At 72.9% G+C, this 23,656-nt stretch carries 21 protein-coding genes and 1 pseudogene; 17 read left to right on the top strand and 5 right to left on the bottom strand.

Translation table 11 applies throughout. From position 1 onward, the window contains the following. Nucleotides 1-48: 48 nt before the first annotated feature. Nucleotides 49-1,026 (bottom strand): LacI family DNA-binding transcriptional regulator, encoded by a 978-nt coding sequence (locus tag AB0K09_RS09780; RefSeq protein WP_366064780.1) that lies wholly within the window; start codon nt 1,024-1,026, stop codon nt 49-51. Between the two features lie 203 nt (nt 1,027-1,229). Here AB0K09_RS09780 and AB0K09_RS09775 point away from each other — a divergent pair, with 203 nt between their 5' ends. The 13 genes from AB0K09_RS09775 (at nt 1,230) to AB0K09_RS09715 (ending at nt 15,656) form a co-directional block, all read left to right on the top strand. Beyond that, nucleotides 1,230-2,498, top strand: coding sequence for an MFS transporter (locus tag AB0K09_RS09775; protein ID WP_366064776.1), 1,269 nt, complete (start codon nt 1,230-1,232; stop codon nt 2,496-2,498). Between the two features lie 9 nt (nt 2,499-2,507). Continuing rightward, nucleotides 2,508-3,869, top strand: coding sequence for a Pup--protein ligase (gene pafA, locus AB0K09_RS09770; RefSeq protein ID WP_366064775.1), 1,362 nt, complete (start codon nt 2,508-2,510; stop codon nt 3,867-3,869). A 306-nt stretch (nt 3,870-4,175) separates the two neighbouring features. Next, on the top strand, nt 4,176-5,183 hold the full coding sequence (locus AB0K09_RS09765; RefSeq protein WP_366064774.1) for an FKBP-type peptidyl-prolyl cis-trans isomerase: 1,008 nt from the start codon (nt 4,176-4,178) through the stop codon (nt 5,181-5,183). A 69-nt stretch (nt 5,184-5,252) separates the two neighbouring features. After that, the gene (locus AB0K09_RS09760) at nt 5,253-5,627 is read left to right on the top strand and encodes an FKBP-type peptidyl-prolyl cis-trans isomerase (RefSeq protein WP_366064773.1); all 375 of its coding nucleotides are present in this window, start codon (nt 5,253-5,255) and stop codon (nt 5,625-5,627) included. Nucleotides 5,628-5,743: 116 nt separating this feature from the next. Beyond that, the gene (locus tag AB0K09_RS09755) at nt 5,744-6,718 is read left to right on the top strand and encodes a WYL domain-containing protein (protein WP_366064772.1); all 975 of its coding nucleotides are present in this window, start codon (nt 5,744-5,746) and stop codon (nt 6,716-6,718) included. Between the two features lie 21 nt (nt 6,719-6,739). Then, nucleotides 6,740-7,699 carry a WYL domain-containing protein gene (locus AB0K09_RS09750; RefSeq protein WP_366064771.1) on the top strand — a complete coding sequence of 320 codons (960 nt, stop codon included), beginning with the start codon at nt 6,740-6,742 and terminating at the stop codon, nt 7,697-7,699. Nucleotides 7,700-7,730: 31 nt separating this feature from the next. Further along, complete coding sequence (locus tag AB0K09_RS09745) at nt 7,731-7,994, top strand: hypothetical protein (RefSeq protein ID WP_366064770.1); 264 nt, start codon at nt 7,731-7,733, stop codon at nt 7,992-7,994. 35 nt (nt 7,995-8,029) lie between these two features. After that, nucleotides 8,030-8,263: a hypothetical protein gene (locus tag AB0K09_RS09740; protein ID WP_366064769.1), complete on the top strand. Its 234-nt coding sequence runs from the start codon at nt 8,030-8,032 to the stop codon at nt 8,261-8,263. Between the two features lie 226 nt (nt 8,264-8,489). Then, the gene (gene tatA / locus AB0K09_RS09735; protein WP_366064768.1) at nt 8,490-8,768 is read left to right on the top strand and encodes a Sec-independent protein translocase subunit TatA; all 279 of its coding nucleotides are present in this window, start codon (nt 8,490-8,492) and stop codon (nt 8,766-8,768) included. 59 nt (nt 8,769-8,827) lie between these two features. Then, the gene (tatC, locus tag AB0K09_RS09730) at nt 8,828-9,757 is read left to right on the top strand and encodes a twin-arginine translocase subunit TatC (protein WP_366064767.1); all 930 of its coding nucleotides are present in this window, start codon (nt 8,828-8,830) and stop codon (nt 9,755-9,757) included. 95 nt (nt 9,758-9,852) lie between these two features. After that, nucleotides 9,853-10,746, top strand: coding sequence for a diacylglycerol kinase (locus AB0K09_RS09725; RefSeq protein ID WP_366064766.1), 894 nt, complete (start codon nt 9,853-9,855; stop codon nt 10,744-10,746). Nucleotides 10,747-10,790: 44 nt separating this feature from the next. After that, nucleotides 10,791-13,613, top strand: coding sequence for a DEAD/DEAH box helicase (locus tag AB0K09_RS09720; protein ID WP_366064779.1), 2,823 nt, complete (start codon nt 10,791-10,793; stop codon nt 13,611-13,613). Between the two features lie 138 nt (nt 13,614-13,751). Continuing rightward, entirely contained in the window at nt 13,752-15,656 is a 1,905-nt protein-coding gene (locus AB0K09_RS09715; protein ID WP_366064765.1) for an NAD-binding lipoprotein, read from the top strand. A 14-nt stretch (nt 15,657-15,670) separates the two neighbouring features. Here AB0K09_RS09715 and AB0K09_RS09710 read toward each other — a convergent pair whose 3' ends face one another. The 3 genes from AB0K09_RS09710 to AB0K09_RS09700 are packed head-to-tail and all read right to left on the bottom strand — an operon-like array spanning nt 15,671 to nt 18,090. Next, entirely contained in the window at nt 15,671-16,270 is a 600-nt protein-coding gene (locus AB0K09_RS09710) for a hypothetical protein (RefSeq protein WP_366064764.1), read from the bottom strand. A gap of 23 nt (nt 16,271-16,293) precedes the next feature. After that, the gene (locus AB0K09_RS09705) at nt 16,294-17,133 is read right to left on the bottom strand and encodes a siderophore-interacting protein (RefSeq protein WP_366064763.1); all 840 of its coding nucleotides are present in this window, start codon (nt 17,131-17,133) and stop codon (nt 16,294-16,296) included. Between the two features lie 42 nt (nt 17,134-17,175). Continuing rightward, nucleotides 17,176-18,090, bottom strand: coding sequence for a 5'-3' exonuclease (locus AB0K09_RS09700; RefSeq protein ID WP_366064778.1), 915 nt, complete (start codon nt 18,088-18,090; stop codon nt 17,176-17,178). 236 nt (nt 18,091-18,326) lie between these two features. Between AB0K09_RS09700 and AB0K09_RS09695 the strand changes: the two are divergent. The 3 genes and pseudogenes from AB0K09_RS09695 to AB0K09_RS09685 all read left to right on the top strand — a co-directional run. Beyond that, nucleotides 18,327-19,337, top strand: a pseudogene (locus AB0K09_RS09695) (betaine/proline/choline family ABC transporter ATP-binding protein); the annotation flags it as partial. Nucleotides 19,338-19,374: 37 nt separating this feature from the next. Beyond that, entirely contained in the window at nt 19,375-21,195 is a 1,821-nt protein-coding gene (locus tag AB0K09_RS09690; RefSeq protein WP_366064762.1) for an ABC transporter permease/substrate binding protein, read from the top strand. A gap of 64 nt (nt 21,196-21,259) precedes the next feature. Then, on the top strand, nt 21,260-21,985 hold the full coding sequence (locus AB0K09_RS09685) for a helical backbone metal receptor (protein ID WP_366064777.1): 726 nt from the start codon (nt 21,260-21,262) through the stop codon (nt 21,983-21,985). On the opposite strand, the gene AB0K09_RS09680 is transcribed toward AB0K09_RS09685, so the two are convergent. Beyond that, complete coding sequence (locus tag AB0K09_RS09680) at nt 21,912-23,054, bottom strand: TDT family transporter (RefSeq protein ID WP_366064761.1); 1,143 nt, start codon at nt 23,052-23,054, stop codon at nt 21,912-21,914. The genes AB0K09_RS09685 and AB0K09_RS09680 overlap by 74 nt on opposite strands. A gap of 71 nt (nt 23,055-23,125) precedes the next feature. On the opposite strand from AB0K09_RS09680, the gene AB0K09_RS09675 reads away from it, so the two are divergent. After that, nucleotides 23,126-23,656, top strand: a 531-nt coding sequence (locus tag AB0K09_RS09675) for a LysR family transcriptional regulator (RefSeq protein WP_366064760.1), incomplete at its 3' end; no start/stop codon positions are given.

The following is a 23,656-nucleotide window of genomic DNA, read 5'->3' as shown; positions in this document are numbered from 1 at the left end:
CGACATCGTCGGCCCGTCCGGCGTTTCCGGCGGTCGTGGCAGGCGGCGTCAGCGCGGGGCCGCCGTCGTCGAGTCGCGGACGATCAGGTCCACCGGCAGGGTGACCGGCGCGGGATCCTCCCCGTCCAGCACCTTGATCAGCGCCCGCATGCCCGCCTCGCCCACCGATTCCGCCGGCAGGCGGACGGTGGTGAGCTCCGGGTCGACGGCCGTGGCCATGGCGAGGTCGTCGAAGCCGGTGACGGAGACGTCGTCCGGGACCCGCAGGCCGAGGCGGCGGGCGGCCTTGCAGGCGCCCGCGGCGAGGACGTCGTCGTCGCAGACGAGGGCCGTGGGGCGGGGGCCCGGGCCGGTCAGGGCGCGTTCGGCGGCCGACAGGCCGGCGGCCACGGTGAGGGCGGCGGGCTCGGAGCGGACGACGGCCGCTCCGGCCGAGGTCAGTGCCTCGGTCAGGGCCCGGGCGCGTACCCGGAAGGTCCAGGAGTCGACGTCGGCCGCGAGGTGCGCGATGCGGCGGTGGCCGAGGGCGAGCAGATGACGGGCGACCTGGCGGGTGCCGTCGGCGATGTCGAGGTTGACCGTGCCGGCCGCTTCGGGCCGCGCGGGGTCGCTGTCGAGCATGACGAGCGGCAGCCCGCCGGCGCGGATGTCGGTGAGGGCCTCCGCCGCCATGGAGGAGGCGATCACGCCGTCGAGGGTGGCGCGGGAGGAGGCGAAGGGGTCGCGGGCCGGCCCGGTGCCCTCCGGGGAGGGGTAGAGGACCACGCCCATGCCGTGCTCGGCGGCGACCCGGGCGGCGCCCGTGTGGACCCGGGCGAAGAACTCGTTGGTGAGCGCCGGCACGACCAGCAGTGCCGTGCGGGTCAGGCCGAGGCGCAGGTTGCGGGCGGCGAGGTTGGGACGGTAGCCGAGCTCCCGGGCCGCGGTTCGCACCGCCTCCGCGGTACGCTCGGAGACCCGGCCGCGCCATTTGTCGCCCATCACGAGCGAGACGGTCGCCTGGGAGACGCCCGCGACGCGGGCCACGTCCCGGCTGGTCGTCCGGGCCGAGCCCTGTACCCCCCGTACGGTCTGCCACCGCCGGCCGTCGTGTCCGACTTCCGTCACCGGTGCGACGCCCCTCTCATCGGCTTGCCGCGGGTGGACCCGCGAAGTGTCGCCATGGTACGTATAACGGAGTTAGTTATACGTAAAACCAGCGCGGTCACAGCGCGATCGAGAGGCGGATCATGGCGGCGGCGGGCGGCGGTTACGTCGACATGCTCAAGACGAGGCACGCGGCACGCCTGCTCGCCGGCACCCTGGTGGGCCGGCTGCCGAACGCCACGGCGGCGCTGGCGATCGTGCTCTTCGTGCGCGCCGAGGGCGGCAGCTTCACGCTCGCGGGCGCGCTGTCGGCCGTCTACGGCGTGGCCAACGCGTTCGGCCAGCCCCTGCTGGGCCGGGCCGTGGACCTGTACGGCCAGCCCCGGGTCATCCTGCCCTCGGCCCTGATGACCGCGCTGGGCATGGCGCTCTTCACCGCCGTCGGTCTGGAGCCGCTGCCCCTGGCCTACGCGGCCATGGCCGTGTCCGGCTTCTTCGCGCCCCCGCTCGAGGGCGGCCTGCGGGCCCTGTGGCCCTCGGTCCTGAGGAACGAGGACGACCTCCACGCGGCGTACTCCCTGGACGCGATCGCGCAGGAGCTGATCTACGTGGTCGGCCCGCTGATCGTCACCCGGATCGTCGCGTTCTGGTCCGAGGCCGCCGCGCTGAACGTGCTCCACCTGCTGGGCGTCGCCGGCGCCCTCGCGGTGGTCACCTCGCCCCCCTCGCGGAAGTGGCGCAGTGCTCCCCGTGAGGCGCACTGGCTGGGGGCGCTGCGCTCCCGCGGACTGCTGGTGCTGCTCGGCACGTTCTTCTTCATCGGCTCGGCCCTGGGCTCGATCGCGGTCGCCGCGGTCGCCTACGGCGACGACCACGGCGGTGGCAACGTCGCGAGCATCCTGCTGTCGGCCCTGGGTGTCGGCGCCCTCATCGGCGGTTCCGTCCACGGCGCCCGGCAGTGGCCCGGCAGCCCCGAACAGCGGCTGCGGGTGCTCGTCGGCGGACTGGCCCTGCTCTATGTGCCGCTGCTGCTGGTGCCGGGCACCGTCGCCATGACCGTCCTCGCCACGGTGGCGGGGCTCTTCCTCGCGCCCTGTCTGGCCACCGCCTTCGTGGTCGTGGACCGGCACGCGCCGCGCGGCACCGTCACCGAGGCGTTCTCCTGGCTGGTGACCTCGTTCGGCGTGGGTGCGGCGATCGGCACCGCCTTCGTGGGGCCGGCCGTCCAGGCCGGCGGCGCCCGTTCGGGCTTCCTCGTCGCGGTGGGCGGCGGGGCCGCCGCCCTGCTCGTCATGCTGGCGGCCCGACGCGCCCTGCGCGCGCCCGTGGTGGCGTCCCCGGTGGTGGCGCGGTCGGAAAATGATCGGAACGGTGCGGTCGAACCCGGTTTCAGCGCAGGACATCAGGCGTAATGTTCAGGCATGGACCGCCGCATTTTCGGGCTGGAGAACGAGTACGGCGTCACGTGCACCTTCAGGGGACAGCGCCGGCTGTCGCCTGACGAAGTGGCGCGGTACCTCTTCCGTCGTGTCGTTTCCTGGGGCCGCAGCAGCAATGTCTTCCTGCGCAACGGCGCCCGTCTCTACCTGGATGTGGGATCGCACCCGGAATACGCGACTCCGGAATGCGACAACGTGATCGAGCTGGTCACCCACGACAAGGCGGGCGAGCGCATCCTCGAGGGCCTGCTCGTCGACGCCGAACGCCGCCTGCACGAGGAGGGGATCGCGGGCGACGTCTACCTCTTCAAGAACAACACCGACTCCGCCGGGAACTCCTACGGCTGCCACGAGAACTACCTCGTCGCGCGGCACGGGGAGTTCTCGCGTCTGGCGGACATCCTCATCCCCTTCCTCGTCACCCGCCAGCTGCTGTGCGGCGCCGGCAAGGTCCTCCAGACCCCGCGCGGCGCGGTGTACTGCGTCAGCCAGCGGGCGGAGCACATCTGGGAGGGCGTCAGCTCCGCGACCACCCGCTCGCGCCCCATCATCAACACGCGCGACGAGCCGCACGCCGACGCCGAGCGCTACCGCCGGCTGCACGTCATCGTGGGCGATTCGAACATGTCCGAGACCACGATGCTGCTCAAGGTGGGGGCGACCGATCTCGTCCTGCGGATGATCGAGGCGGGCACCGTGATGCGGGACCTCACCCTGGAGAACCCCATCCGGGCGATCCGCGAGGTCAGTCACGACATCACCGGCCGGCGCAAGGTCCGGCTGGCCAGCGGCCGGGAGGCCTCCGCGCTGGAGGTCCAGCAGGAGTACTACGAGAAGGCCGTGGACTTCTGCGAGCGCCGCGGCATCCGCACCGGGACGGTCGAGCGGGTCCTGGAGCTGTGGGGCCGCTCGCTGGAGGCCATCCGGGACGAGGATCTGGACCGGATCGCCACCGAGATCGACTGGGTGATGAAGTACCAGCTCATCGAGCGGTACCGGTCGAAGAACAACATCACCATGTCGCATCCGAGAATCGCCCAGATAGACCTCGCCTACCACGACATCCACCGCCGGCGCGGGCTGTACTACCTGCTGGAGAAGCGGGGACAGGCCGCCCGGGTGTGCAACGACCTCAAGATCTTCGAGGCCAAGTCGGTGCCCCCGCAGACCACGCGGGCCCGGCTGCGCGGCGACTTCATCCGCCGGGCCCAGGAGCAGCGCCGGGACTTCACCGTCGACTGGGTGCACCTCAAGCTCAACGACCAGGCGCAGCGCACGGTGTTGTGCAAGGACCCGTTCCGTTCGGTTGACGACCGGGTCGAAAAGCTCATCGCCGGAATGTGACCGGTCCATGGCACGGTTGTGCCCGCTGTGCCCCACTCGCGGGGCACAGCGGGCACAACCGTGTCGGGCGGGGTTGATCGGAGGGGTTCAGGCCGTAGAGTGACGGCACTGCCCAGCCACCCCCCAGGGGGTGGCCTACGGATCAGCCCGGGGCCGCGGTGCCTGGCACGGCACCTCGCTGCGTTGTCGCATCACCCACGGACGCCCAGTCCGAGGGCGATGCTCCGCCTTGCGATGCACCGCACCAGACACCGCGGCCTGATCCGGGCTGATCCGCAGGCCACCCCCTAGCCCGAGTTGGACTTCATGAACCACACGAAGAACACGCGTCGCCTCGCCGCGGCGTTGGCCGTGCCCGTCCTGCTGCTCGCCGCCGCGGCGTGCGGGTCCGACGGAGGCAAGGACGGCGGCTCCTCGGACGCCAAGGTGACCGTGGCGGGGAAGTTCGGCGAGCAGCCCGAGATCAAGAGCCCGAAGGATGCCAAGGCGCCGGACGAGGTCGCGGTGAAGACGCTGACCGAGGGCTCGGGCGACAAGGTGGAGAAGGGGTCCTTCGTCCGCCTGGACTACGTCGGGCAGTCGATGAAGGACAACCGGCTGCTGCTGAGCTCCTGGAGCAACCAGCCCGGGCAGCCCAGCCCGGAGAAGAGCGGCGGCAAGGAGCCGCGCCGGCAGGCCGTCCAGCAGCTCGGCCAGCCCGGCCAGGTGCTGCCGGACAAGGTGCTGGAGACGGTGATCGGCAAGAAGGTCGGCTCCCGGGTCGAGGTCGAGGGCACCGCCAAGGCGCTGATCGGCGAGCAGCTCAACCCGCAGGCGGGGATCGCGCCGGAGGACGGCCTGGTGTGGGTCCTCGACGTCGTCGGTGCCCAGAAGCTGGACCCGAAGAGCGAGGCCCACGGCGAGCAGGCCAAGCCCGAGGAGGGCATGCCCGAGGTGAAGGCGCCCTCCCAGAAGGCCGCGGAGATCATCATCCCCAAGGGCGAGAAGCCGCCGGCCGACCTCAAGGAGCAGGTCCTGATCAAGGGCACCGGCCCGGAGATCAAGGCCGGTGACGGGCTCATCGCCCAGTACACCGGTGTGAAGTGGGAGGACGGCACCAAGTTCGACTCCTCCTGGGACCACAGCGGCGCCACCGCCTTCCAGATCGGCACCGGCTCCGTCGTCCAGGGCTGGGACAAGGGCCTGGTCGGCAAGCACGTCGGGGACCGGGTCGAGCTGGTGATCCCGCCGAAGCTGGGCTACGAGGGCCAGGCGCAGAGCGGGCTGGACAAGAACACCCTGGTCTTCGTCGTGGACATCGTGGGCAAGGTCTGATCGGCCGCCTGATCGGGATCTGCCAGAATTGCACGGTTGTCCGCAAGATACGTTCGTAGGAGCACCTTCGTGAGCATCGACAAGCCCGAGATCGACTTCCCGGAAGGCCCCGTGCCGACCGACCTCGAGATCACCGAGATCTGGGAGGGCGACGGCCCGGTCGCCAAGGCGGGCGACTTCGTCAAGGTCCACTACGTGGGCGTGGCCTTCTCCACCGGTGAGGAGTTCGACGCCAGCTGGAACCGGGGCAACCCGCTCGAGTTCAAGCTGGGCGCCGGCCAGGTCATCCCGGGCTGGGACCAGGGCATCCAGGGCATGAAGGTCGGTGGCCGCCGCAAGCTGGTCATCCCCGCCCACCTCGCGTACGGCGACCGCGGCGCCGGCGGTGGCGTGATCGCCCCGGGCGAGACGCTGATCTTCGTTTGTGACCTGATCTCCGTCTGAGACACCCCGGTCGAAGGCCGAGGGCCCGTGCCTGCCTGGCACGGGCCCTCGGCTTTTGTCGTACGAGCCGCGAGCGGTACGGTCAACGGTTGAGAGCACAAGTAGAGAGGGCGTCAATGGCGATTGCCAAGGCCGAGCGGCTGATGAACCTGGCGCTGTGCCTGCTGGGCGCGCGCCGACCGCTCACCAAGGCGGAGTTGCGGGCCTCGATCGAGGCGTACATCACGGCCGGGGGGACCGGCGGCGACTCCGCGAGCGACGACGCCTTCAACCGGATGTTCGAGCGCGACAAGGACGATCTGCGCGAGCTCGGTCTGATCATCGAGACGGTCGAGGCCCTCGACGGCGAGACCGGCTACCTCGCCCGCCGCGACAGCAACGCCCTGCCCCCGATCACGCTGGACGTCGAGGAGGCCGCCGCCCTGGGCCTCGCCGCCAAGGTCTGGCAGCAGGCCCGGCTCGCCGGTGCCGCCAGCGGCGCGCTGCAGAAGCTGCGCGCGGCCGGCATGCCGCTCGCCGAGGACCCGTACGGCGGCCAGAGCGCGCTGGAGCCGCGGATCCCCGTCCACGAGGCCGCCTTCGAGCCGCTGATGCTCGCCGCCCGCGACCGCCGCACGGTGCTCTTCGACTACCGCAAGGCCAACGCCGCCCGCCCCGAGCAGCGGCACGTCGAGCCCTGGACGCTGGAGTGCTGGCGCGGCCACTGGTACCTGGCCGGCTGGGACCGCGACCGCGAGGCGGAGCGCGTCTTCCGGCTCTCCCGCATCACCGGCCGCGTGCGCACCCGCGCGCTGCCCTTCACGGTGCCCGTGCCCGACCACGTCACCGTGCGCGAGACCGTCGAGTCGTGGGCGGGGGAGACCGCCACCGGCACCGCCCGGATCAAGGTCCGGGCCGGCCACGGCTACCCGCTGCGTGCCCGTGCCACGGCCGTGCGCGACCTCGGGGACGGCTGGGACGAGCTGGAGATCCCCTACGGGCACGGGCTGGACGCCTGGCTCGTCGAGTTCGGCCCCGACGTGATCGTGCTCGAACCCGCCGAACTGCGGGCCGAAGTGATCGACCGGCTGCGCGCCGTGGCCAAGGGCTGAGAGGGACGGGACCGACGACTTATGGCCATCAACGCCATCGACCAGACACGGCGCATGCTCTCCCTGGTCACCTATCTCCGCGAGCGCCCCGGCGCCCGGGTCGCCGACGTGGCCCGCGCCTTCGGCATCACCGAGGACGAGCTGATCGGCGACCTCGACGTGCTGCCCATGTGCGGCACCAGCTTCCGCGGCGGCGATCTGCTCGACATCGACACCGACGGCGACCGCATCTGGTGGCACAACCCGGACGCGGGGGGCACCGGCGAGCCGCTGCGCCTGGCGGCCGACGAGGCCACCGCGCTGCTGGTGGCCGCCCGCGCCGTGGCCACCCTGCCCGGCCTGCGCGAGAGCGACCGGGACGCCCTGCTGCGCGCCACCGCGAAGATCGAGGCCGCCGCCGGCGAGGCCGCGGGCGCCAGCTCCCGGCTCTCGGTCACCTTCGAGTCCGAGGGCGGCGTCTTCGCCGACGTCGACCGGGCCATCGCCGAGCGCCGCCGGCTGTGGCTGCGCTACTACTCGCCCGCGCGGGACGAGCTCACCGAGCGCGAGGTCGACCCGATCCGGCTGTTCGCCGTCGGCCACACCTACATGGAGGCGTGGTGCCGGCTCTCCGAGGCCCGGCGCACCTTCCGCCTCGACCGGGTGGCCGAGATCCGGCTGCTCGACGAGATGTCCGACCCGCCGCCCGTGGAGCTGCGCGACCTGTCCGAGGGGCTCGTGCAGCCGGCCGCCGAGGACCCCGAGGTGGTCGTCGAGGTCGGGCCCGGCGGCCGCTGGGTCGCCGAGTACTACCCGCACGACAGCGCCGAGGAGCTGCCCGAGGGCGGTCTGCGCATCACCCTGCGCACCCCCGACCCGGCCTCCCTGCGCCGCCTGGCGCTGCGGCTCGGCCGGGACGGGCACATCGTCGCCCCGTCCGCGCTGGCCGGCAGCGCGCGGGACGCGGCGCGCGAGGCGCTGGCGGCGTACGGAGAGCAGTGACGGATCGGACGTGGAGCGGGACGGATCGGGCGTGAGTGGGAACGTGACGGACGCGACGACGGCGGCGGCAGCGGTGGCCGCGGTGTTCAAGGCCGCCTGCCCCGACTGCCGGGGCCGCTTCGAGCTCGCGGCGGGCGCGCTGCGGCTGGCCATCGGCGCCAGCCACCGCACCACCTTCTACTCCTTCACCTGCCCGGACTGCGGTACGGCCGTCCGGAAGCCCGCCGGGGAGCGGATCATCGAGCTGCTGACCGGCGGCGGCGTCCGCACCCTGCGGCTGCACATCACCGCCTGACCGCCCGGCCCGCACCCCCTCGATAGGCTCCCCCCATGTTCTGGCCCATGCTCGCCATCGCCCTCGGCTTCTGCGGCCTCGCCGTGCTCGCCGTCCTCGCCGCGCGTGTCTTCGCCGAGGTGCGTCGGCTGGCCCAGCAGGTGGCCGAAAGTTCACGTCGTATCAACCGTGCCGCCGACGATCTCGAACGGGCGGCCGTCCCCCTGGCCGCCCGGGCGGCGCGCGGCGTCCAGGACGCCCGGTCCGTGCACGGGGCGCGTCAGAGCTGACACGTACGGCGATGGCGCCGGTCCGGGTTCCGGAACCGGACGGTACGCTGGATCGACGGCCCCGACGGCGAGGCGGGGGGCTGTCCGGGAGAGGCCGAGAGTACGCATGGGGATTGCCCAGCGTTTACCCCTGCGCGTTACGATCGCTGCCGTACGGCTGATGGACAAATGTCCGATCAGTCGGCCGCCCCTCAACCCAGCCGCCTCGGTGAGAAGGTAAACGCATATGTTCGGAAGGCTCGGAGCTCCCGAGATCATCCTCATTCTCGTCGTCATCGTCCTCCTGTTCGGTGCGAAGAAGCTTCCCGACATGGCGCGCTCCCTCGGCAAGTCCGCGCGGATCCTCAAGAGCGAGGCCAAGGCGATGCGGTCGGAGGGCCAGGACAACGCCTCCGCCCCGGCGGACCCGCCGGCCGACCAGGCTCCTCGTACGATCAAGGCCGCGCCCGGCGACGTGACGTCGCGTCCGGTGAACGAGCCGACGGACCGTACGACGCAGCGCTGACCCAGGGACGACCGAGACGGCCGCCGGCGGCCGTCTGCCGCACGAGATAGGGACGTGGGTTGCTCAAGCCTGCCCGCAAGAAGGAGAAGGACCCCGAGGGGCGGATGCCGCTCTCGGAGCACCTGCGTGAACTGCGCAACCGCTTGGCGAAGTCCGTAGCCGCGATCGTGATCGTGGCCGTGGTGGCGGCCTTCTACTACCGGGACATCATCGACGTCTTCAAGCACCCGATCCAGGACGCGATCGGCTGCAAGGTCTCCTTCGCGGAACTCGCGGGCAAGGACGACCACAAGACGTGCGGCAACATCACGATGTCCGGCCTCGTCGGGCCGTTCACCCTCATGGTGAAGGTCTCGCTGGTCTCGGGCGTCGTGATGTCGAGCCCGGTCTGGCTGTACCAGCTGTGGGCGTTCCTCGCGCCCGGGCTGCACAAGAACGAGAAGAAGTACGCGCTGGGCTTCGTCGCGGCGGGCGTCCCGCTGTTCGCGGCCGGTGCCTACTTCGCGTACAAGATCCTGCCCGCCGCCTCGACGGTCCTGATCGACTTCACGCCCTCCGGCGTCGACAACCTGCTGCCGCTGGACGAGCTCATCGACCTCGTCACCCGCCTGGTGGTCGTCTTCGGGCTCTCCTTCGAGCTGCCGCTGCTGCTGATGATGCTCAACTTCGGCGGCGTGCTCACCGGCCGGCGCATGCTGGGCTGGTGGCGCGGCATGATCATGGGCGTCACCGTGTTCTCGGCCGTGGCCACGCCGACCGTGGACCCGTTCTCGATGTTCATGCTCGCCGGGCCGATCATCCTGCTGTACTTCATCGCCGTCGGCATCGCGATGCTCAACGACAAGCGCAAGCGCGAGGCGAACCCGGACCGGCTGCTCTCGGACGACGAGGCGGCGCCGCTCGACCTCACGCCCGAGCCGGTCGCCCCGCAGCACATCGACGGCGAGCCCGCCGCCACCCATCGCGGCGGATACGACGACGTGACCTGACCGCGGCAGCGGAACCCGGTGCTCCGCGGGGCGGTCGCTGTGACAGCGACCGCCCCGCGCCGTCGTGTCCGGGCCCAGCCGGTAGGGTCCCGCGCGTGACCTGCGACATCACCCTCTTCGTCAACCCCACGGCGGGCCGGGGCCGCGGTGCCCGCGCCGCGCAGCCCGCCGCCCGCGTGCTGCGCGCCGCCGGGTACTCCGTCCGCACGGTCCTGGGCCTGGACGCCGCCGACGCGCTGCGCCGGGCCCGGGAGGCGGTCGCGGACGGCACCGGCGCGCTCGTCGCCGTCGGCGGGGACGGCATGGTCTCGCTGGCCCTGCGCGCGGTCGCCGGCACCCTCACCCCGCTCGGCGTGGTGGCCGCCGGCACCGGCAACGACTTCGCCCGCGCCGCCGGGCTGCCCGTCGGCGACCCCGCGGCCGCCGCGCGCGTGATCGCCGCGTCGCTCAAGGACGACGGCGGGCGCCCCGTCGACCTCGGCCGCGTGGGCGACACCTGGTTCGGCACCGTCCTGGCCTCCGGCTTCGACTCCCGGGTCAACGACCGGGGCAACCGCATGCGCTTCCCCACCGGACGGCTGCGCTACGACCTCGCCCTGCTCGCCGAGCTGGCCGCCCTGCGGCCGGTCTCCTACCGCATCCGGCTCGACGACGGGCCGGAACGGCGAATACCGGCCACTCTCATCGCGGTCGGCAACGGCGGCTCGTACGGTGGAGGTATGCGGATCTGCGGAAACGCGCGCCTCGACGACGGGCTCTTCGACGTCACCGTCGTCGGCCCCTGCCGGCGCTCCACCCTGCTGGCCGTCTTCCCCAAGGTCTACCGGGGCACCCACCTCGGCCACCCCCTGGTACGCACCTACCGGGCGGCCCGGGTGACGATCGACGCCGACGGCCTCACCGGCTGGGCCGACGGCGAGCCGCTCGGGCCGCTGCCGCTGACCGCCGAGACCGTGCCCGGGGCCGTACGGCTCCTGGGAGCCCGATAAAGATCGCGTGGCTGTCGGAGGTGCCCGGTAGGCTCGTGAACAAGATGACCGACGACATGTCCCCTGCTGAGCGCTACGCCCTGTCCAGGGTCCGCGCCGCCGAGCAGGCCACCGCGCTCGCGCCGTTCCGCGAGATGTACGACTTCGAGCTCGACCCCTTCCAGATAGAGGCCTGCCGGGCCCTGGAGGCCGGGAAGGGGGTGCTGGTCGCCGCGCCGACCGGCTCCGGCAAGACCATCGTGGGCGAGTTCGCCGTCCACCTGGCCCTCACCCAGGGCCGCAAGTGCTTCTACACCACGCCCATCAAGGCGTTGTCGAATCAGAAGTACAGCGATCTCGTCAAGCGCTACGGCCCCGCCAGGGTCGGCCTGCTGACCGGCGACAACAGCGTGAACCCCGACGCACCGGTGCTCGTGATGACCACCGAGGTGCTGCGCAACATGCTCTACTCCGGTTCGCAGACGCTGGTCGGCCTCGGGCACGTGGTCATGGACGAGGTGCACTACCTCTCCGACCGCTTCCGCGGCGCCGTCTGGGAGGAGGTCATCATCCACCTCCCGGAGTCGGTGACCCTGGTCTCCCTCTCCGCCACCGTCTCCAACGCCGAGGAGTTCGGCGACTGGCTCGACACCGTGCGCGGCGACACCGAGGTGATCGTCTCCGAGCACCGGCCCGTGCCGCTGTGGCAGCACGTGCTGGCCGGGCGCCGGATGTACGACCTCTTCGAGGAGCGGGCCACGCCCGACGGCGCGGGCGCCGGCCGCCGCGAGGTCAACCCCGACCTGGTCCGCCTCGCCCGCATGGAGAACAGCACCCCGCTGGGGCGCGACCGCCGGCGCGGCCGCGTGATGCGCGAGGCCGACCGGGAGCGCGAGCGCCGCCAGCGCAGCCGCATCTGGACGCCCAGCCGCGTCGAGGTCATCGAACGCCTCGACGCCGAGGGGCTGCTGCCCGCCATCACCTTCATCTTCAGCCGCGCCGGCTGCGAGGCGGCCGTCAACCAGTGCCTCTACGCGGGGCTGCGGCTCAACGACGACGAGGCGCGGGCGAAGGTGCGCGAGATCGTGCAGGAGCGCACGGCCGCCATCCCCGACGAGGACCTGCACGTCCTGGGCTACTTCGAGTGGCTGGAGGGCCTGGAGCGGGGCATCGCCGCCCACCACGCCGGCATGCTGCCGACCTTCAAGGAGGTCGTCGAGGAGCTCTTCGTCAAGGGCCTGGTCAAGGCCGTCTTCGCCACCGAGACCCTCGCCCTGGGCATCAACATGCCGGCCCGCTCGGTGGTGTTGGAGAAGCTCGTCAAGTGGAACGGCGAACAGCACGCCGACATCACCCCCGGCGAGTACACCCAGCTCACCGGACGCGCCGGGCGGCGCGGCATCGACGTCGAGGGCCACGCCGTCGTGCTGTGGCAGCGCGGCATGGACCCGGTCGCCCTCGCGGGCCTGGCCGGCACGCGTACCTACCCGCTGCGGTCCAGCTTCAAGCCCTCGTACAACATGGCGGTCAACCTCGTCTCCCAGTACGGGCGGCACCGTTCGCGGGAGCTGCTGGAGACCTCCTTCGCACAGTTCCAGGCGGACAAGTCGGTCGTCGGCATCTCCCGCCAGGTGCAGAAGAACGAGGAGGGGCTGACCGGATACCGCGACGCCATGACCTGTCACCTCGGCGACTTCGACGAGTACGCGCGACTGCGCCGCGAGCTGAAGGACCGTGAGACGGAGCTCGCCAAGCAGGGCGCCGTCCAGCGCCGCGCCGCCGCGGCGGCCGCGCTGGAGCGGCTCAAGCCGGGTGACGTCATCCACGTGCCGACCGGCAAGTTCGCCGGCCTGGCGCTCGTCCTCGACCCGGGCGTGGCCCCGGCCCGGACCGACCGGAGCCGCGGCTACGACTACTACGAGGGGCCGCGGCCGCTGGTCCTCACCGCCGAGCGGCAGGTCAAGCGGCTCGCCGCCATCGACTTCCCGGTGCCGGTGGAGCCGCTGGAGCGCATGCGCATCCCGCGCTCCTTCAACCCGCGCAGCCCGCAGTCCCGGCGCGACCTGGCCTCCGCGCTGCGCACCAAGGCCGGGCACATCGTGCCCGAGCGGCACCGCAAGCAGCGCTCGGCCGCCGTGGACGACGCCGAGATCGCGCGGCTGCGCACCGCCCTGCGCGCGCACCCCTGCCACGGCTGCGACGAGCGCGAGGACCACGCCCGCTGGGCCGAGCGCTACCACCGCCTCAAGCGGGACACCCGCCAGCTGGAGCGCCGCATCGAGGGCCGGACGAACACCATCGCCCGTACCTTCGACCGCATCTGCGCGCTCCTGACCGACCTCGACTATCTGCACGGTGACGAGGTCACCGAGGACGGCCGCCGGCTGGCCCGCCTCTACGGCGAGCTGGACCTGCTGGCCTCGGAGTGCCTGCGCGACGGCGTCTGGGAGGGGTTGCAGCCGGCCGAGCTCGCGGCCTGCGCCTCGGCGCTGGTCTACGAGGCCCGGGCCGCCGACGACGCGATGCCGCCGAAGCTGCCGGGCGGGGGGGCGAAGGACGCCCTGGCCGAGATGGTCCGCATCTGGGGCCGGCTCGATGCCCTGGAGGAACAGCACAAGATCAACCAGGCCGAGGGTGTCGGCCAGCGCGAACCCGACCTCGGCTTCGCCTGGGCCGCCTACCGGTGGGCCTCCGGCCACGGTCTGGACGAGGTGCTGCGGGAGATCGAGATGCCGGCCGGCGACTTCGTGCGCTGGACCAAGCAGCTGATCGACGTCCTGGGCCAGATCGCGGCGGCGGCTCCGGAGGGCGGCACGGTCGCGCGTGCCGCGCGCAAGGCCGTCGACGCGCTGCTGAGGGGCGTGGTGGCGTACTCGTCGGTGGGCTGAGGAGCGCACCCGGGCGACCGCGCGGGCGGGTACGCCCCGGCACACCGCCCGGAGCTCCCCTCGAAGGGGTGAACGCGGCCCGCTCCGGGCTTGTCACCGGCTGCCGGACCCCCACTCTGCTGGAGGGGACCGGCAGTCATGGGGGTGGGCGTGGCGCAGCGGCGGCATTCCGCCCGGAAGCGGGTGCGGTACTGGTTCGACAACACGCTGACCCGCGGCGCCCCGGCCCTCATCGGCTGGCTCGCCGCCGCCTGTCTCGCCGTCGTGCTGCCGGCGAGCGTGCTGCTGGTGTGGACGGACCGCCGCGCCCCCGCGTCCCTGACGGGCAGGCTCGCGGCGGTGTGGCGCAGCACGGGAGACACCCTCCGGCTGGGCGGGCAGACCGGTCCGCCCCTTCGGGTCGCCCTGTCCGTGCTGCTCGCGCTCGTCGCCCTGCTCTACGTCTCCACCCTGGTCAGTCTGATCACGGCCGGGATCAACCAGAAGCTCCTGGCCCTGCGCCGGGGCCGCTCCACGGTGCTGGAGGACGGGCACGTGGCGGTGCTCGGCTGGTCCGAGCAGGTGTTCACGGTCGTGGCGGAGCTGGTCGCCGCCAACGCCAATCAGCGGCGGGCGGCCGTCGCCGTCCTCGCCGATCGCGACAAGACCGACATGGAGGACGCGCTCCGCACCAAGCTCGGGTCCACCGGCCGGACCAGGCTCATCTGCCGCAGCGGATCCCCCACCGACCCGGCCGTGCTCTCCCGGGTGAGCCCCGGCACGGCGGGCGCCGTCCTGGTCATGCCGCGCGAGGAGCCGTCCGGTGACGCGGAGGTGGTCAAGACCCTGCTGGCGCTGCGGGCCGCCGTCGGCGACACCGACCGGGCCCAGGTCGTCGCGGCCGTGCGCGACGCCCGGTACCGGCTGGCCGCCGGACTGGCGGCGGGGCCCGGCGGCGTCGTCCTGGAGATCGACGACATCACCGCCCGGCTCATCGTGCAGTCCGCCCTCCGGCCCGGTCTCTCCCTCGTCTACCAGGAACTCCTGGATTTCGCCGGCGACGAGTTCTACACCGTCGCCGAACCGGCGCTGGCCGGCCGCCCGTTCGGCGAGGCACTGCTCGGCTACGACACCTCGTGCGTGGTGGGGCTCGTACGGGACACCGGTGCCCTCGCGCTCAACCCGCCCTCCGACACCGTGATCGCCCGCGGGGACCGGCTCGTCGTCGTCACCCGTGACGACGACACAGCTGTTCTCGCCGACCGCCCCCCGCCCGTCGACGACACGGTGATCGTGTCCCGGCCACCGGTCGAGGCCGGGACCGAGCGGGCCCTGCTGCTGGGCTGGAACCGGCGCGCCCCGCTCATCGTCGACCAGCTGGCGCGCTGTACCGGCCCCGGTTCCGTCCTCGACGTCGTCGCCGACGGCGGACCGGCGACGGCCGTTGCCGTGCGGGCCGCCGGAGCGGCGGCCGGTCCCGGGCTGACGGTCACCTTCCGGGACGGCGACGTGACGAGCCCCGAGACCCTCGCCGGCGTCGACGCCGCCTCCTACGGCAGCGTCATCGTCCTGGGCCCCGACCCCGGCCCGGGCGTGGCCACGCCGGACGACCGGACGCTGGTCACCCTGCTGTTGCTGCGTGCCCTCGAGCAGGCGTCCGGGGACGGGCTCCCGGTGGTCACCGAGATGACCGACGACCGCAACCGGGTCCTCGCCCCCGTCAGCCCCGGGGCCGACTTCATCGTGAGCGGCAAACTGATCGGCCTGCTGATGGCACAGATCTCCCAGAACGGGCACCTGGCCGGCCTCTTCGAGGAGCTGTTCTCGGCCGGCGGCAACGAGATCCGCCTGCGGCCCGCCTCCCACTACGTGCGGGTGGGCGCGCGGGCCTCGTTCGCGACGGTCGTCGAGGCCGCCCGCCGCCGCGGCGAGTGCGCGATCGGCTACCGCTGCCGCGCGGGGGCGGGGGAGGAGCCGGACTACGGGGTGCGCATCAATCCGGCGAAGGGGGTGGTGCGGGGCTGGGAGGCCGGGGACGAGGTGATCGTCGTGGGCCGGGGCTGAGCGTCCCCGGCCCGTCAGCCCCGCCGCCGGCGCGTCACCAGGTACGTCGCCGTCGCGGCCAGCGCCGCGGAGAGGGCCGCCGTTCCCGCGATGACGGCGGCCAGGCCGGTGAGGCTCAGGCCGCTGCCGGAATCCTCGTCCTCCTCGTCCGGCGCCGTCTCGCTCGTCCTGTCGATCGCGTCCTCGTACGACGCCGGGCCCTCGCAGAACGCCCGGTTGCCCGGGTCCATGTCGGGGACGACCGTCAGGTCCAGCTCGTCGGCCGGGTCGGAGTCGTCGCCGTCCTTGAGGGTCACCGGATAGGTGCCGGGCTCCACGTCGCACAGGACCATGCCCGCGACCTTGGTGTAGAGGACGCCGTCCTTGCCCTCGCGGAAGCGCTCCGCCTTGAGGGTGAGCTTCTTGGCGAAGGCGGGCGACTCGACGACGAGCCGCCCGGCCGCGTCCAGCGCCTCCTGACTGGTCGTCACCGTGAAGACTGTCTCGCGACCCCGCTGAACCGTTCCCTCATGGGTCAGCGCAGAGTCGGAGTCCGCGTCCGGGTCGGCGTGCGCACCGGTGGCGGCGGTCAGGAGGAGGGCCGTGGCGGCGGCGCCGGCGAGGAGGATGCGCATGGCCCGAGGATATCCGCGGGCGGTCAGGCGGCTTCCTGCTCGGCCTCCACCTGCCGGTTCCACTCGCCCTTGGACGCCTGCCAGCCGTCCTCGTCGTGGCCCCGGCGCCAGTAGCCGGAGATGGACAGCCGCTCGCGCGGCACCTGGCGCTCCATCCGCAGATGGCGGCGCAGGTCCTTGACGAAGCCGGCCTCGCCGTGCACGAAGGCGTGCACGTCACCGGGCGGGAACTCCAGCGTGCGCACGGCCTCGACGAGGGCCTCGCCCACCGGCCGGCCGTCACGGTGCAGCCAGACCACCTCGACGCCGGCGGGCAGGTCGAGCTTCTGCTCCTCGTGCTCGTCGGCGACCTCGACGAAGGCCCGGACGACCGCGCCGTCGGCGATGCGCTCCAGCGAGGCCGCGATGGCGGGCAGCGCGGTCTCGTCGCCGGCGAGGAGGTGCCAGTCCGCCTCCGGGTCGGGGGCGTAGGCGCCGCCGGGGCCCAGGAAGAGGATCTCGTCGCCGGGGCGGGCGGCGGCGGCCCAGGGGCCGGCCAGGCCCGTGTCGCCGTGGACGACGAAGTCGAGGGTCAGCTCGCGGGTCGCGCGGTCGAAGGAGCGCACGGTGTAGGTGCGGGTACGCGGCCACAGCTCGCGCGGCATGTCCCGGCGGATCGCGGCGATGTCGAACGGCTCGGGGTACGCGACGCCGTCCAGCGGGAAGAGCAGCTTGACGTAGTGGTCGGTATGGGCGCCCGCGCCGAACTCCGCGAGGCCCTCACCGCCCAGGACCACGCGCACCATGTGCGGCGTGAGCCGCTCGGTGCGCAGCACGCGGGCCCGGGTGAGCGGCCTGGGCTTGGCCGCGGGACGGTCTGCCATACTTTCCCCCTGTTTAGAAGTTAGGTATACCTAACTTAACAGTCAGTGGGAGAGTGCGGCCAGGAGCCTCTGCAAAGAACTGCCCAAACCCCAGCGCTCCGACAGCTCCTCCAGCGCCCGGGGGTCGCGCGGCGCGGACGGCAGCGCCGCCTCGCACGGCGGCAGGGGCACGTCCGACGCCACCCGCACCACCTTCGGTGCCACCGCCAGATACGAGCGCGCCCCGTCCAGCCGCTTGCGCTGGGCCGGGGTGAGCCCGGACGCCGGGTCGTCGACCGCCGCCAGGATGCCCGCCAGGTCGCCGTGGGCCGCCAGCAGCTTCGCGGCGGTCTTCTCGCCGACGCCCGGCACGCCCGGCAGGCCGTCGCTGGGGTCGCCGCGCAGCAGCGCCAGGTCCGCGTAGCCCGCGCCGTCCACCCCGTACTTCTCGCGCAGCACCGCCTCGTCCACCGTCTGCAACGTGCCGACGCCCTTGACCGGGTACAGCACCCGCACCCCGCGCCGGTCGTCCACCAGCTGGTACAGATCGCGGTCGCCGGTGACGATGTCCACCGGGCCCGCCGCCCGGCCGGCCAGTGTGCCGATCACGTCGTCCGCCTCGTACCCCGCGGCGCCGATCCGGGCGATGCCGACCGCGTCCAGCACGCTCTCGATGACGGGCACCTGCGGGGAGAGGGTGTCGGGCACCATCTCGGTGTCCACGTCGGCCCGGCCGTCCCCGGCCTCCTCCGCCACCCGGTGCGCCTTGTACGAGGGGATCAGCTCCACCCGCCACTGCGGGCGCCAGTCGGCGTCCATGCAGGCCACCAGGTCGTCCGGGTGATGGTCCTGGACCAGCCGGGCGATGAAGTCCAGCAGGCCGCGCACCGCGTTCACCGGGGTGCCGTCCGGGGCCTTCACGGATTCCGGCACGCCGAAATAGGCGCGGAAGTACAGGGAGGCGGTGTCGAGGAGCATCAGGCGTCGCGTCACGGCACCGATGATGCCGCACCCCACCGACAGTCCGCTGAACGGCCGTGTGAGGTGGGCCACGTTCCGTTTGTCCGGGGGGAACCGGGGCAGGCGCGGCGCCGGAGTGGATCCGCCGCGCCGTGGGACGGCGCGGCGCTCGTCGCGGCCCGATGCCGCCCCGCTCCACGTCCGGCCCCGGCGGGGGAAGGCCGGGCGTCGTGAGTACGACCCGAGAGGTATATGTGTCCAGGCTGAAGGCCGAGCACCTCTACAAGGTGTTCGGCAGACGACCCGAAGCCGCCGTCGAGCGACTCGCCGGCGGCGCCGGCCGCGAGGAACTGCGCGCCGACGGCACCACGGCGGCGGTGATCGACGCGTCGTTCGAGGTCGAGGCCGGCCAGATCTTCGTGGTGATGGGCCTCTCCGGGTCCGGCAAGTCCACGCTGCTGCGCATGCTCAACGGCCTGCTGGAGCCGACCGCGGGCCGGGTGCTCTACGACGGGCAGGACCTCACCGCCCTGTCCCCGCGCGAGCTGCGCGAGGTGCGCTCCCGCGGCATCAGCATGGTCTTCCAGCACTTCGCGCTCTTCCCGCACCGCAGCGTGCTGGAGAACGCCGCCTACGGTCTGGAGGTGCGCGGCGTGCCGCGCGCCGAGCGCGAGGAGCGCGCCGCCGAGGCGCTGGCCCTGGCCGGCCTGGAGGGCTGGGAGCGCTCCTGGCCCGACGAGCTGTCCGGCGGCATGCAGCAGCGCGTGGGCCTCGCCCGCGCGCTGGCCACCGACGCCGACGTGCTGCTGATGGACGAGTCCTTCAGCGCCCTGGACCCGCTGATCCGCCGCGACATGCAGGACCAGCTGCTGGACCTGCAGAAGCGGCTGAAGAAGACCATCGTCTTCATCACCCACGACCTCAACGAGGCCATGCGCCTGGGTGACCGGATCGCCGTCATGCGCGACGGCCGCATCGTGCAGAACGGCACCGCCGAGGACATCCTCGTCCGGCCCGCCAACGAGTACGTCGCCTCCTTCATCCAGGACGTCGACCGCTCCCGCGTCCTCACCGCGGGTTCGATCATGGAGCCGGCGGGCCCCGCCACGGCGTCCGCCGCCACCGTCGGCACCGAGACGCCCGTCGCCGAGCTCTTCGCGCCCCTCGCCCGGGACGGCGCCCCCGTGACCGTCACCGACGACCAGGGCGAGACCACCGGCGTCGTCACCCGCGACCGGCTGCTGGCCGTCCTCGGGGAGCAGCCCGTCCCGGCCGTCGCACGCGAGGAGGAGGTGACCGCCGATGCCTAGGATCCACCTCGGACAGTGGGCCGAGAGCGCCGTCGGCTGGCTCCAGTCCCACCTCGGCGGCTTCTTCGACGCCGTCAACACCGTCCTGACCGGCATGTACGACGGGGTCCACGCCGTGCTCGGCGCGCCCGACGCGCTGCTGATGGCCGGCATCCTCGCCGTCCTGGCCTGGTGGCTGCGCGGGCTCGGCGCCGCCGTGCTCGCCTTCGCCGGGCTCGCGCTCGTCGACTCCTTCGGCCTGTGGGACGAGGCGACCTCCACCCTGGCGCTCGTCCTGGTCGCCAGCGCGATCACCCTGCTGCTCGCCGTGCCGCTGGGCATCTGGGCGGCCCGCAACCGCACCGTCGGCGGGGCGCTGCGGCCCGTCCTGGACGTCATGCAGACGATGCCGGCCTTCGTCTACCTGATCCCCGGCGTGATGTTCTTCTCCATCGGTCCCATCCCGGGCCTGATCGCCACCGTCGTCTTCTCCATGCCGCCGGGCGTGCGGATGACCGAGCTCGGCATCCGCCAGGTCGACGAGGAACTCGTCGAGGCCGCCCGGGCCTTCGGCACCACCCCGCGCGACACCCTCACCCGGGTCCAGCTCCCGCTGGCCCTGCCGACCATCATGGCGGGCGTCAACCAGGTCATCATGCTGGCCCTGTCCATGGTCGTCATCGCCGGCATGGCCGGCGCCGGCGGCCTCGGCGAGTCCGTGTACGCGGCCGTCACCCAGGTCGACATCGGCGGCGGTGTCGAGAGCGGCCTGGCCGTCGTCATCCTCGCCATGTACCTGGACCGGATGACCGGCGCGCTCAGCCGCCGCGTCTCCCCGCTGGGCCGCCGCGCCGCGGCCAAGGCCGCCGCCACCGCGCGCGGTGCCGTCTTCCCCCGCTCCGCGAAGTTCCTGCGTTACCGGCCCGGCACCGCAGTCGCCACCGTCGGTATCGTCGTCCTCGCCCTGGTGGCGGGCGGCATGCACCTCGCGGGCGGCGGCGAGACGCAGAGCGTCGCGGCCGGCAGGAACATCGGGAACGGCCAGCGGATCAAGCTGGGCTACTTCCCGTGGGACGAGGCCGTCGCCTCCACCTACCTCTGGCAGAACGTCCTGGAGCGCCGCGGCTACAAGCCCGACGTCAAGCAGCTCGACCCCGGCCCGCTCTACACCGCGCTCGCCCAGGGCCAGATGGACGTGCAGTTCGACGCCTGGCTGCCCACCACGCACCAGCAGTACCTGGAGCGCTACGGCGACAAGCTCGCCGACCTGGGCTCCTGGTACGGTCCCACCTCGCTGGAGCTGTCCGTGCCGTCCTACGTCAAGGGCGTCGACTCGCTCGCCGACCTCAAGGGCAAGAGCGCGCAGTTCGGCGGGAAGATCGTCGGCATCGAGGCGAGCGCCGGCATGATGGGCAAGCTCAACGACAAGGTACTCAAGGAGTACGGCCTGGACGGCGAGTACAAGGTCGTCTCCTCCTCGACCTCCACGATGCTCGCGGAGCTCGACCGCGCCATCAAGAAGAAGGAGCCCATCGTCACCACGCTGTGGTCCCCGCACTGGGCCTACGGCACCTACGACCTGAAGAAGCTCAAGGACCCCAAGGGGGCCTGGGGCCGGGGCGAGGAGATCCACGCGATCGGCAAGAAGGACTTCGCGAAGGACTTCCCGAAGGTCGCCCGGTGGGTGAAGGACTTCAAGATGTCCGAGCAGGACCTCTCCTCGCTGGAGGCGGAGATCCAGAAGGGCGGCAAGGGCAAGGAGAAGGAGTCGGCGGCCCGCTGGCTCGACGCGCACCCGGGTCTGATCGACAGGATGGCACCGGTGGGGGCGTAACCCCGCGCGGCGGAGCCGCACACCGAAAGGCGTGGGACGCGGCGGGGCCGGGGAGAAGATCCCCATGCCCCGCCGCGTCGTATCGCTCGTCCCCTCCCTCACGGAGGCCGTCGCCGTCACCGCGCCCGGGCTGCTCGTCGGCGCGACCGACTGGTGCGACCACCCCGCCGGTCTCGACGTCACCCGCGTCGGCGGCACCAAGAACCCCGAAGTGGCCCGGATCGCGGCCCTCGCCCCCGATCTCGTGCTGGCCAACGAGGAGGAGAACCGCGCCCCCGACCTCGCCGCCCTGCGGGCCGCCGGTCTGCGGGTGATGGTCACCGAAGTGCGTACGCTGCCGCAGGCGTTCGCCGAACTGGAGCGGGTACTGGTGGACGGCTGCGGGCTGAGCGCGCCCGCGTGGCTGGCGGACGCGCGGGACGCCTGGCGGGACGCGCCCGCGCCGAAGACCCCGCTGCGGGCCGTGGTGCCGGTGTGGCGGCGGCCCTGGATGGTGCTCGGCCGGGACACCTTCGCCGGCGACGTGCTGGCCCGGCTCGGCATCGTCAACGTCCACGCCGGGCACACCGAGCGCTATCCCCGCGTCCCCCTCGACGAGCTGAACGCCTGCGGCGCGGAGCTGGTCGTCCTGCCCGACGAGCCGTACCGCTTCACGGCCGGCGACGGGCCCGAATCCTTCCCCGGACTGCCGTGCGCGCTGGTCAGCGGCCGCCACCTCACGTGGTACGGGCCGTCGTTGACCCAAGCGCCACGGGTGCTGGGCGCGGCGCTGCGAGCAGCCGGCCGCTGACCAGCCCGGCCAGCGTCCGCACCCCGGCCACCGCCCACGCCGCCACCAGCACCGCGTACAGCCCGTCCGCCAGCCAGGCCAGGCCGTCCACCCCGGTGTGCCGGGCCAGCGCGGCGGCGCCCGTGACGCACGTGCCCACCGGGAAGGTGAAGGCCCACCACGTCATCGCGAAGCCCATGCCGGCCCGCGCGGCCCGCGCCACCAGGGCCGTGGCCAGCACCAGCCACAGCAGCGCGAAGCCCATCACCGGCACGCCGTACAGCACGGCGAACGCCGACATCGCGGGCGCGTACGGCCCCGCGAGCGCGCTCGCGGCCGGCGCCGCGTCGGCGAGGTTGTTCACGGCCGTCGTGGACTGGCCCAGCGGCCCGAGTACGAGGAACAGCGTCGGCGTCAGCGCGAGCGGCAGCGGCCCGTGCCGCAGCAGCCGCGCGAAGAGCAGCGGCAGGATCAGCAGCGTCGCCAGCAGGCTCATCCCGAACAGCCCATAGCACGCCAGCACCATCGCCGCCCGCGCCTGCCCGTCCGGCAGATGCGGCACGAGCGCGGGACCGAGCGCCGCCGAGACCATCGGCGCGACGACCGGCAGCAGCCAGACGGGCGAGGCGTCGCCCGGCCCGATCCGGTGCCGGGTCACCATCAGATACGGCACCGCGGCCGCCGCGCCCAGCCCCGCGACCGTGCCCACCGACCACAGCACGGCGTCGGCCGCCACGGCCGCGTCCTCGCCGATCACACCGGGGCCCACGCACAGGGTGGTGCCGCCCACCGCCAGCAGGGCCATCGCCAGACAGCCGTAGAACGGGGCGACGGCCGGGTCGTCCAGCTGGGCCCGCGCCCGGTCCCGGTGGCGCGCCCAGTGCACGGCCCGGGCGGCGAGCAGGGCGACCAGCGTGATCACGGAGAGCGCCCACACCGTCTCGTACGCCCCGCGCAGCGCCGCCACGTGCACCGGTGGCGCGGCTCCGGCGGACGCGACGATCGCCGTGCCCATGACCGTGGCGTACCAGTTCGGGCCGAGGTGGCGGAGGGGGGAGCCGGAGCCGGGGGAGTCGGTGGAGCTGCTCATGACCACAGCCTCTCCCGAGGGGTCCGAGTGCGACCAGGGACCATCGGGGTATGAGGGCATAAGCTCGGGTTATGAGCTCGCCGCCGTCCCCGGCCCCTCCGTCCCGGCTGGCCCACCGGGTGCCCGACCTCGGCTCGCTGGAGCTGCTGCTCGCCGTCGCCCGGCTGGGCAGTCTCGGGCGGGCGGCCCGGGAGCTGGGCATCACCCAGCCCGCCGCGAGCGGACGGCTGCGCGCCATGGAGCGGCTGCTGGGCGTCGCCCTCGTCGAGCGCTCGCCGCGCGGCTCGCGGCTCACCGCCACCGGGGTGCTGGTCACGGACTGGGCCCGGCGCGTGGTGGAGGCCGCCGAGGCGTTCGACGCGGGCGCGCAGGCGCTGCGCGCCCGGCGCGACTCGCGGCTGCGGGTGGCCGCGAGCATGACCATCGCGGAGTATCTGCTGCCCGGCTGGCTGATCGCCCTGCGCGCACAGTGGCCGGACACGGCCGTCTCCCTGCTCGCCGGGAACTCCGCCGCCGACGTGTTGCCCGACTCCGTCACATCGGTCGCGACGATCGCGTTGACCGCCCCGAGCCGCCGCGCCACCGGCTCGATGATGCGCAGA

Source organism: Streptomyces sp. NPDC049577, from assembly GCF_040675635.1.
Classification (GTDB): domain Bacteria; phylum Actinomycetota; class Actinomycetes; order Streptomycetales; family Streptomycetaceae; genus Streptomyces.
Note: the sequence above shows the minus strand (reverse complement) of the source record. Positions and strands in the feature narration are given on the sequence as shown.

Coding starts and splice junctions, on each gene's coding strand:
- AB0K09_RS09775 (WP_366064776.1), top strand. CDS start 1,230: ATGGCGGCGGCGGGCGGCGGTTACGTCGACATGCTCAAGACGAGGCAC.
- pafA (WP_366064775.1), top strand. CDS start 2,508: ATGGACCGCCGCATTTTCGGGCTGGAGAACGAGTACGGCGTCACGTGC.
- AB0K09_RS09765 (WP_366064774.1), top strand. CDS start 4,176: ATGAACCACACGAAGAACACGCGTCGCCTCGCCGCGGCGTTGGCCGTG.
- AB0K09_RS09755 (WP_366064772.1), top strand. CDS start 5,744: ATGGCGATTGCCAAGGCCGAGCGGCTGATGAACCTGGCGCTGTGCCTG.
- AB0K09_RS09750 (WP_366064771.1), top strand. CDS start 6,740: ATGGCCATCAACGCCATCGACCAGACACGGCGCATGCTCTCCCTGGTC.
- AB0K09_RS09740 (WP_366064769.1), top strand. CDS start 8,030: ATGTTCTGGCCCATGCTCGCCATCGCCCTCGGCTTCTGCGGCCTCGCC.
- tatA (WP_366064768.1), top strand. CDS start 8,490: ATGTTCGGAAGGCTCGGAGCTCCCGAGATCATCCTCATTCTCGTCGTC.
- AB0K09_RS09720 (WP_366064779.1), top strand. CDS start 10,791: ATGACCGACGACATGTCCCCTGCTGAGCGCTACGCCCTGTCCAGGGTC.
- AB0K09_RS09715 (WP_366064765.1), top strand. CDS start 13,752: ATGGGGGTGGGCGTGGCGCAGCGGCGGCATTCCGCCCGGAAGCGGGTG.
- AB0K09_RS09710 (WP_366064764.1), bottom strand. CDS start 16,270: ATGCGCATCCTCCTCGCCGGCGCCGCCGCCACGGCCCTCCTCCTGACC.
- AB0K09_RS09705 (WP_366064763.1), bottom strand. CDS start 17,133: ATGGCAGACCGTCCCGCGGCCAAGCCCAGGCCGCTCACCCGGGCCCGC.
- AB0K09_RS09700 (WP_366064778.1), bottom strand. CDS start 18,090: ATGCTCCTCGACACCGCCTCCCTGTACTTCCGCGCCTATTTCGGCGTG.
- AB0K09_RS09690 (WP_366064762.1), top strand. CDS start 19,375: ATGCCTAGGATCCACCTCGGACAGTGGGCCGAGAGCGCCGTCGGCTGG.
- AB0K09_RS09685 (WP_366064777.1), top strand. CDS start 21,260: ATGCCCCGCCGCGTCGTATCGCTCGTCCCCTCCCTCACGGAGGCCGTC.
- AB0K09_RS09680 (WP_366064761.1), bottom strand. CDS start 23,054: ATGAGCAGCTCCACCGACTCCCCCGGCTCCGGCTCCCCCCTCCGCCAC.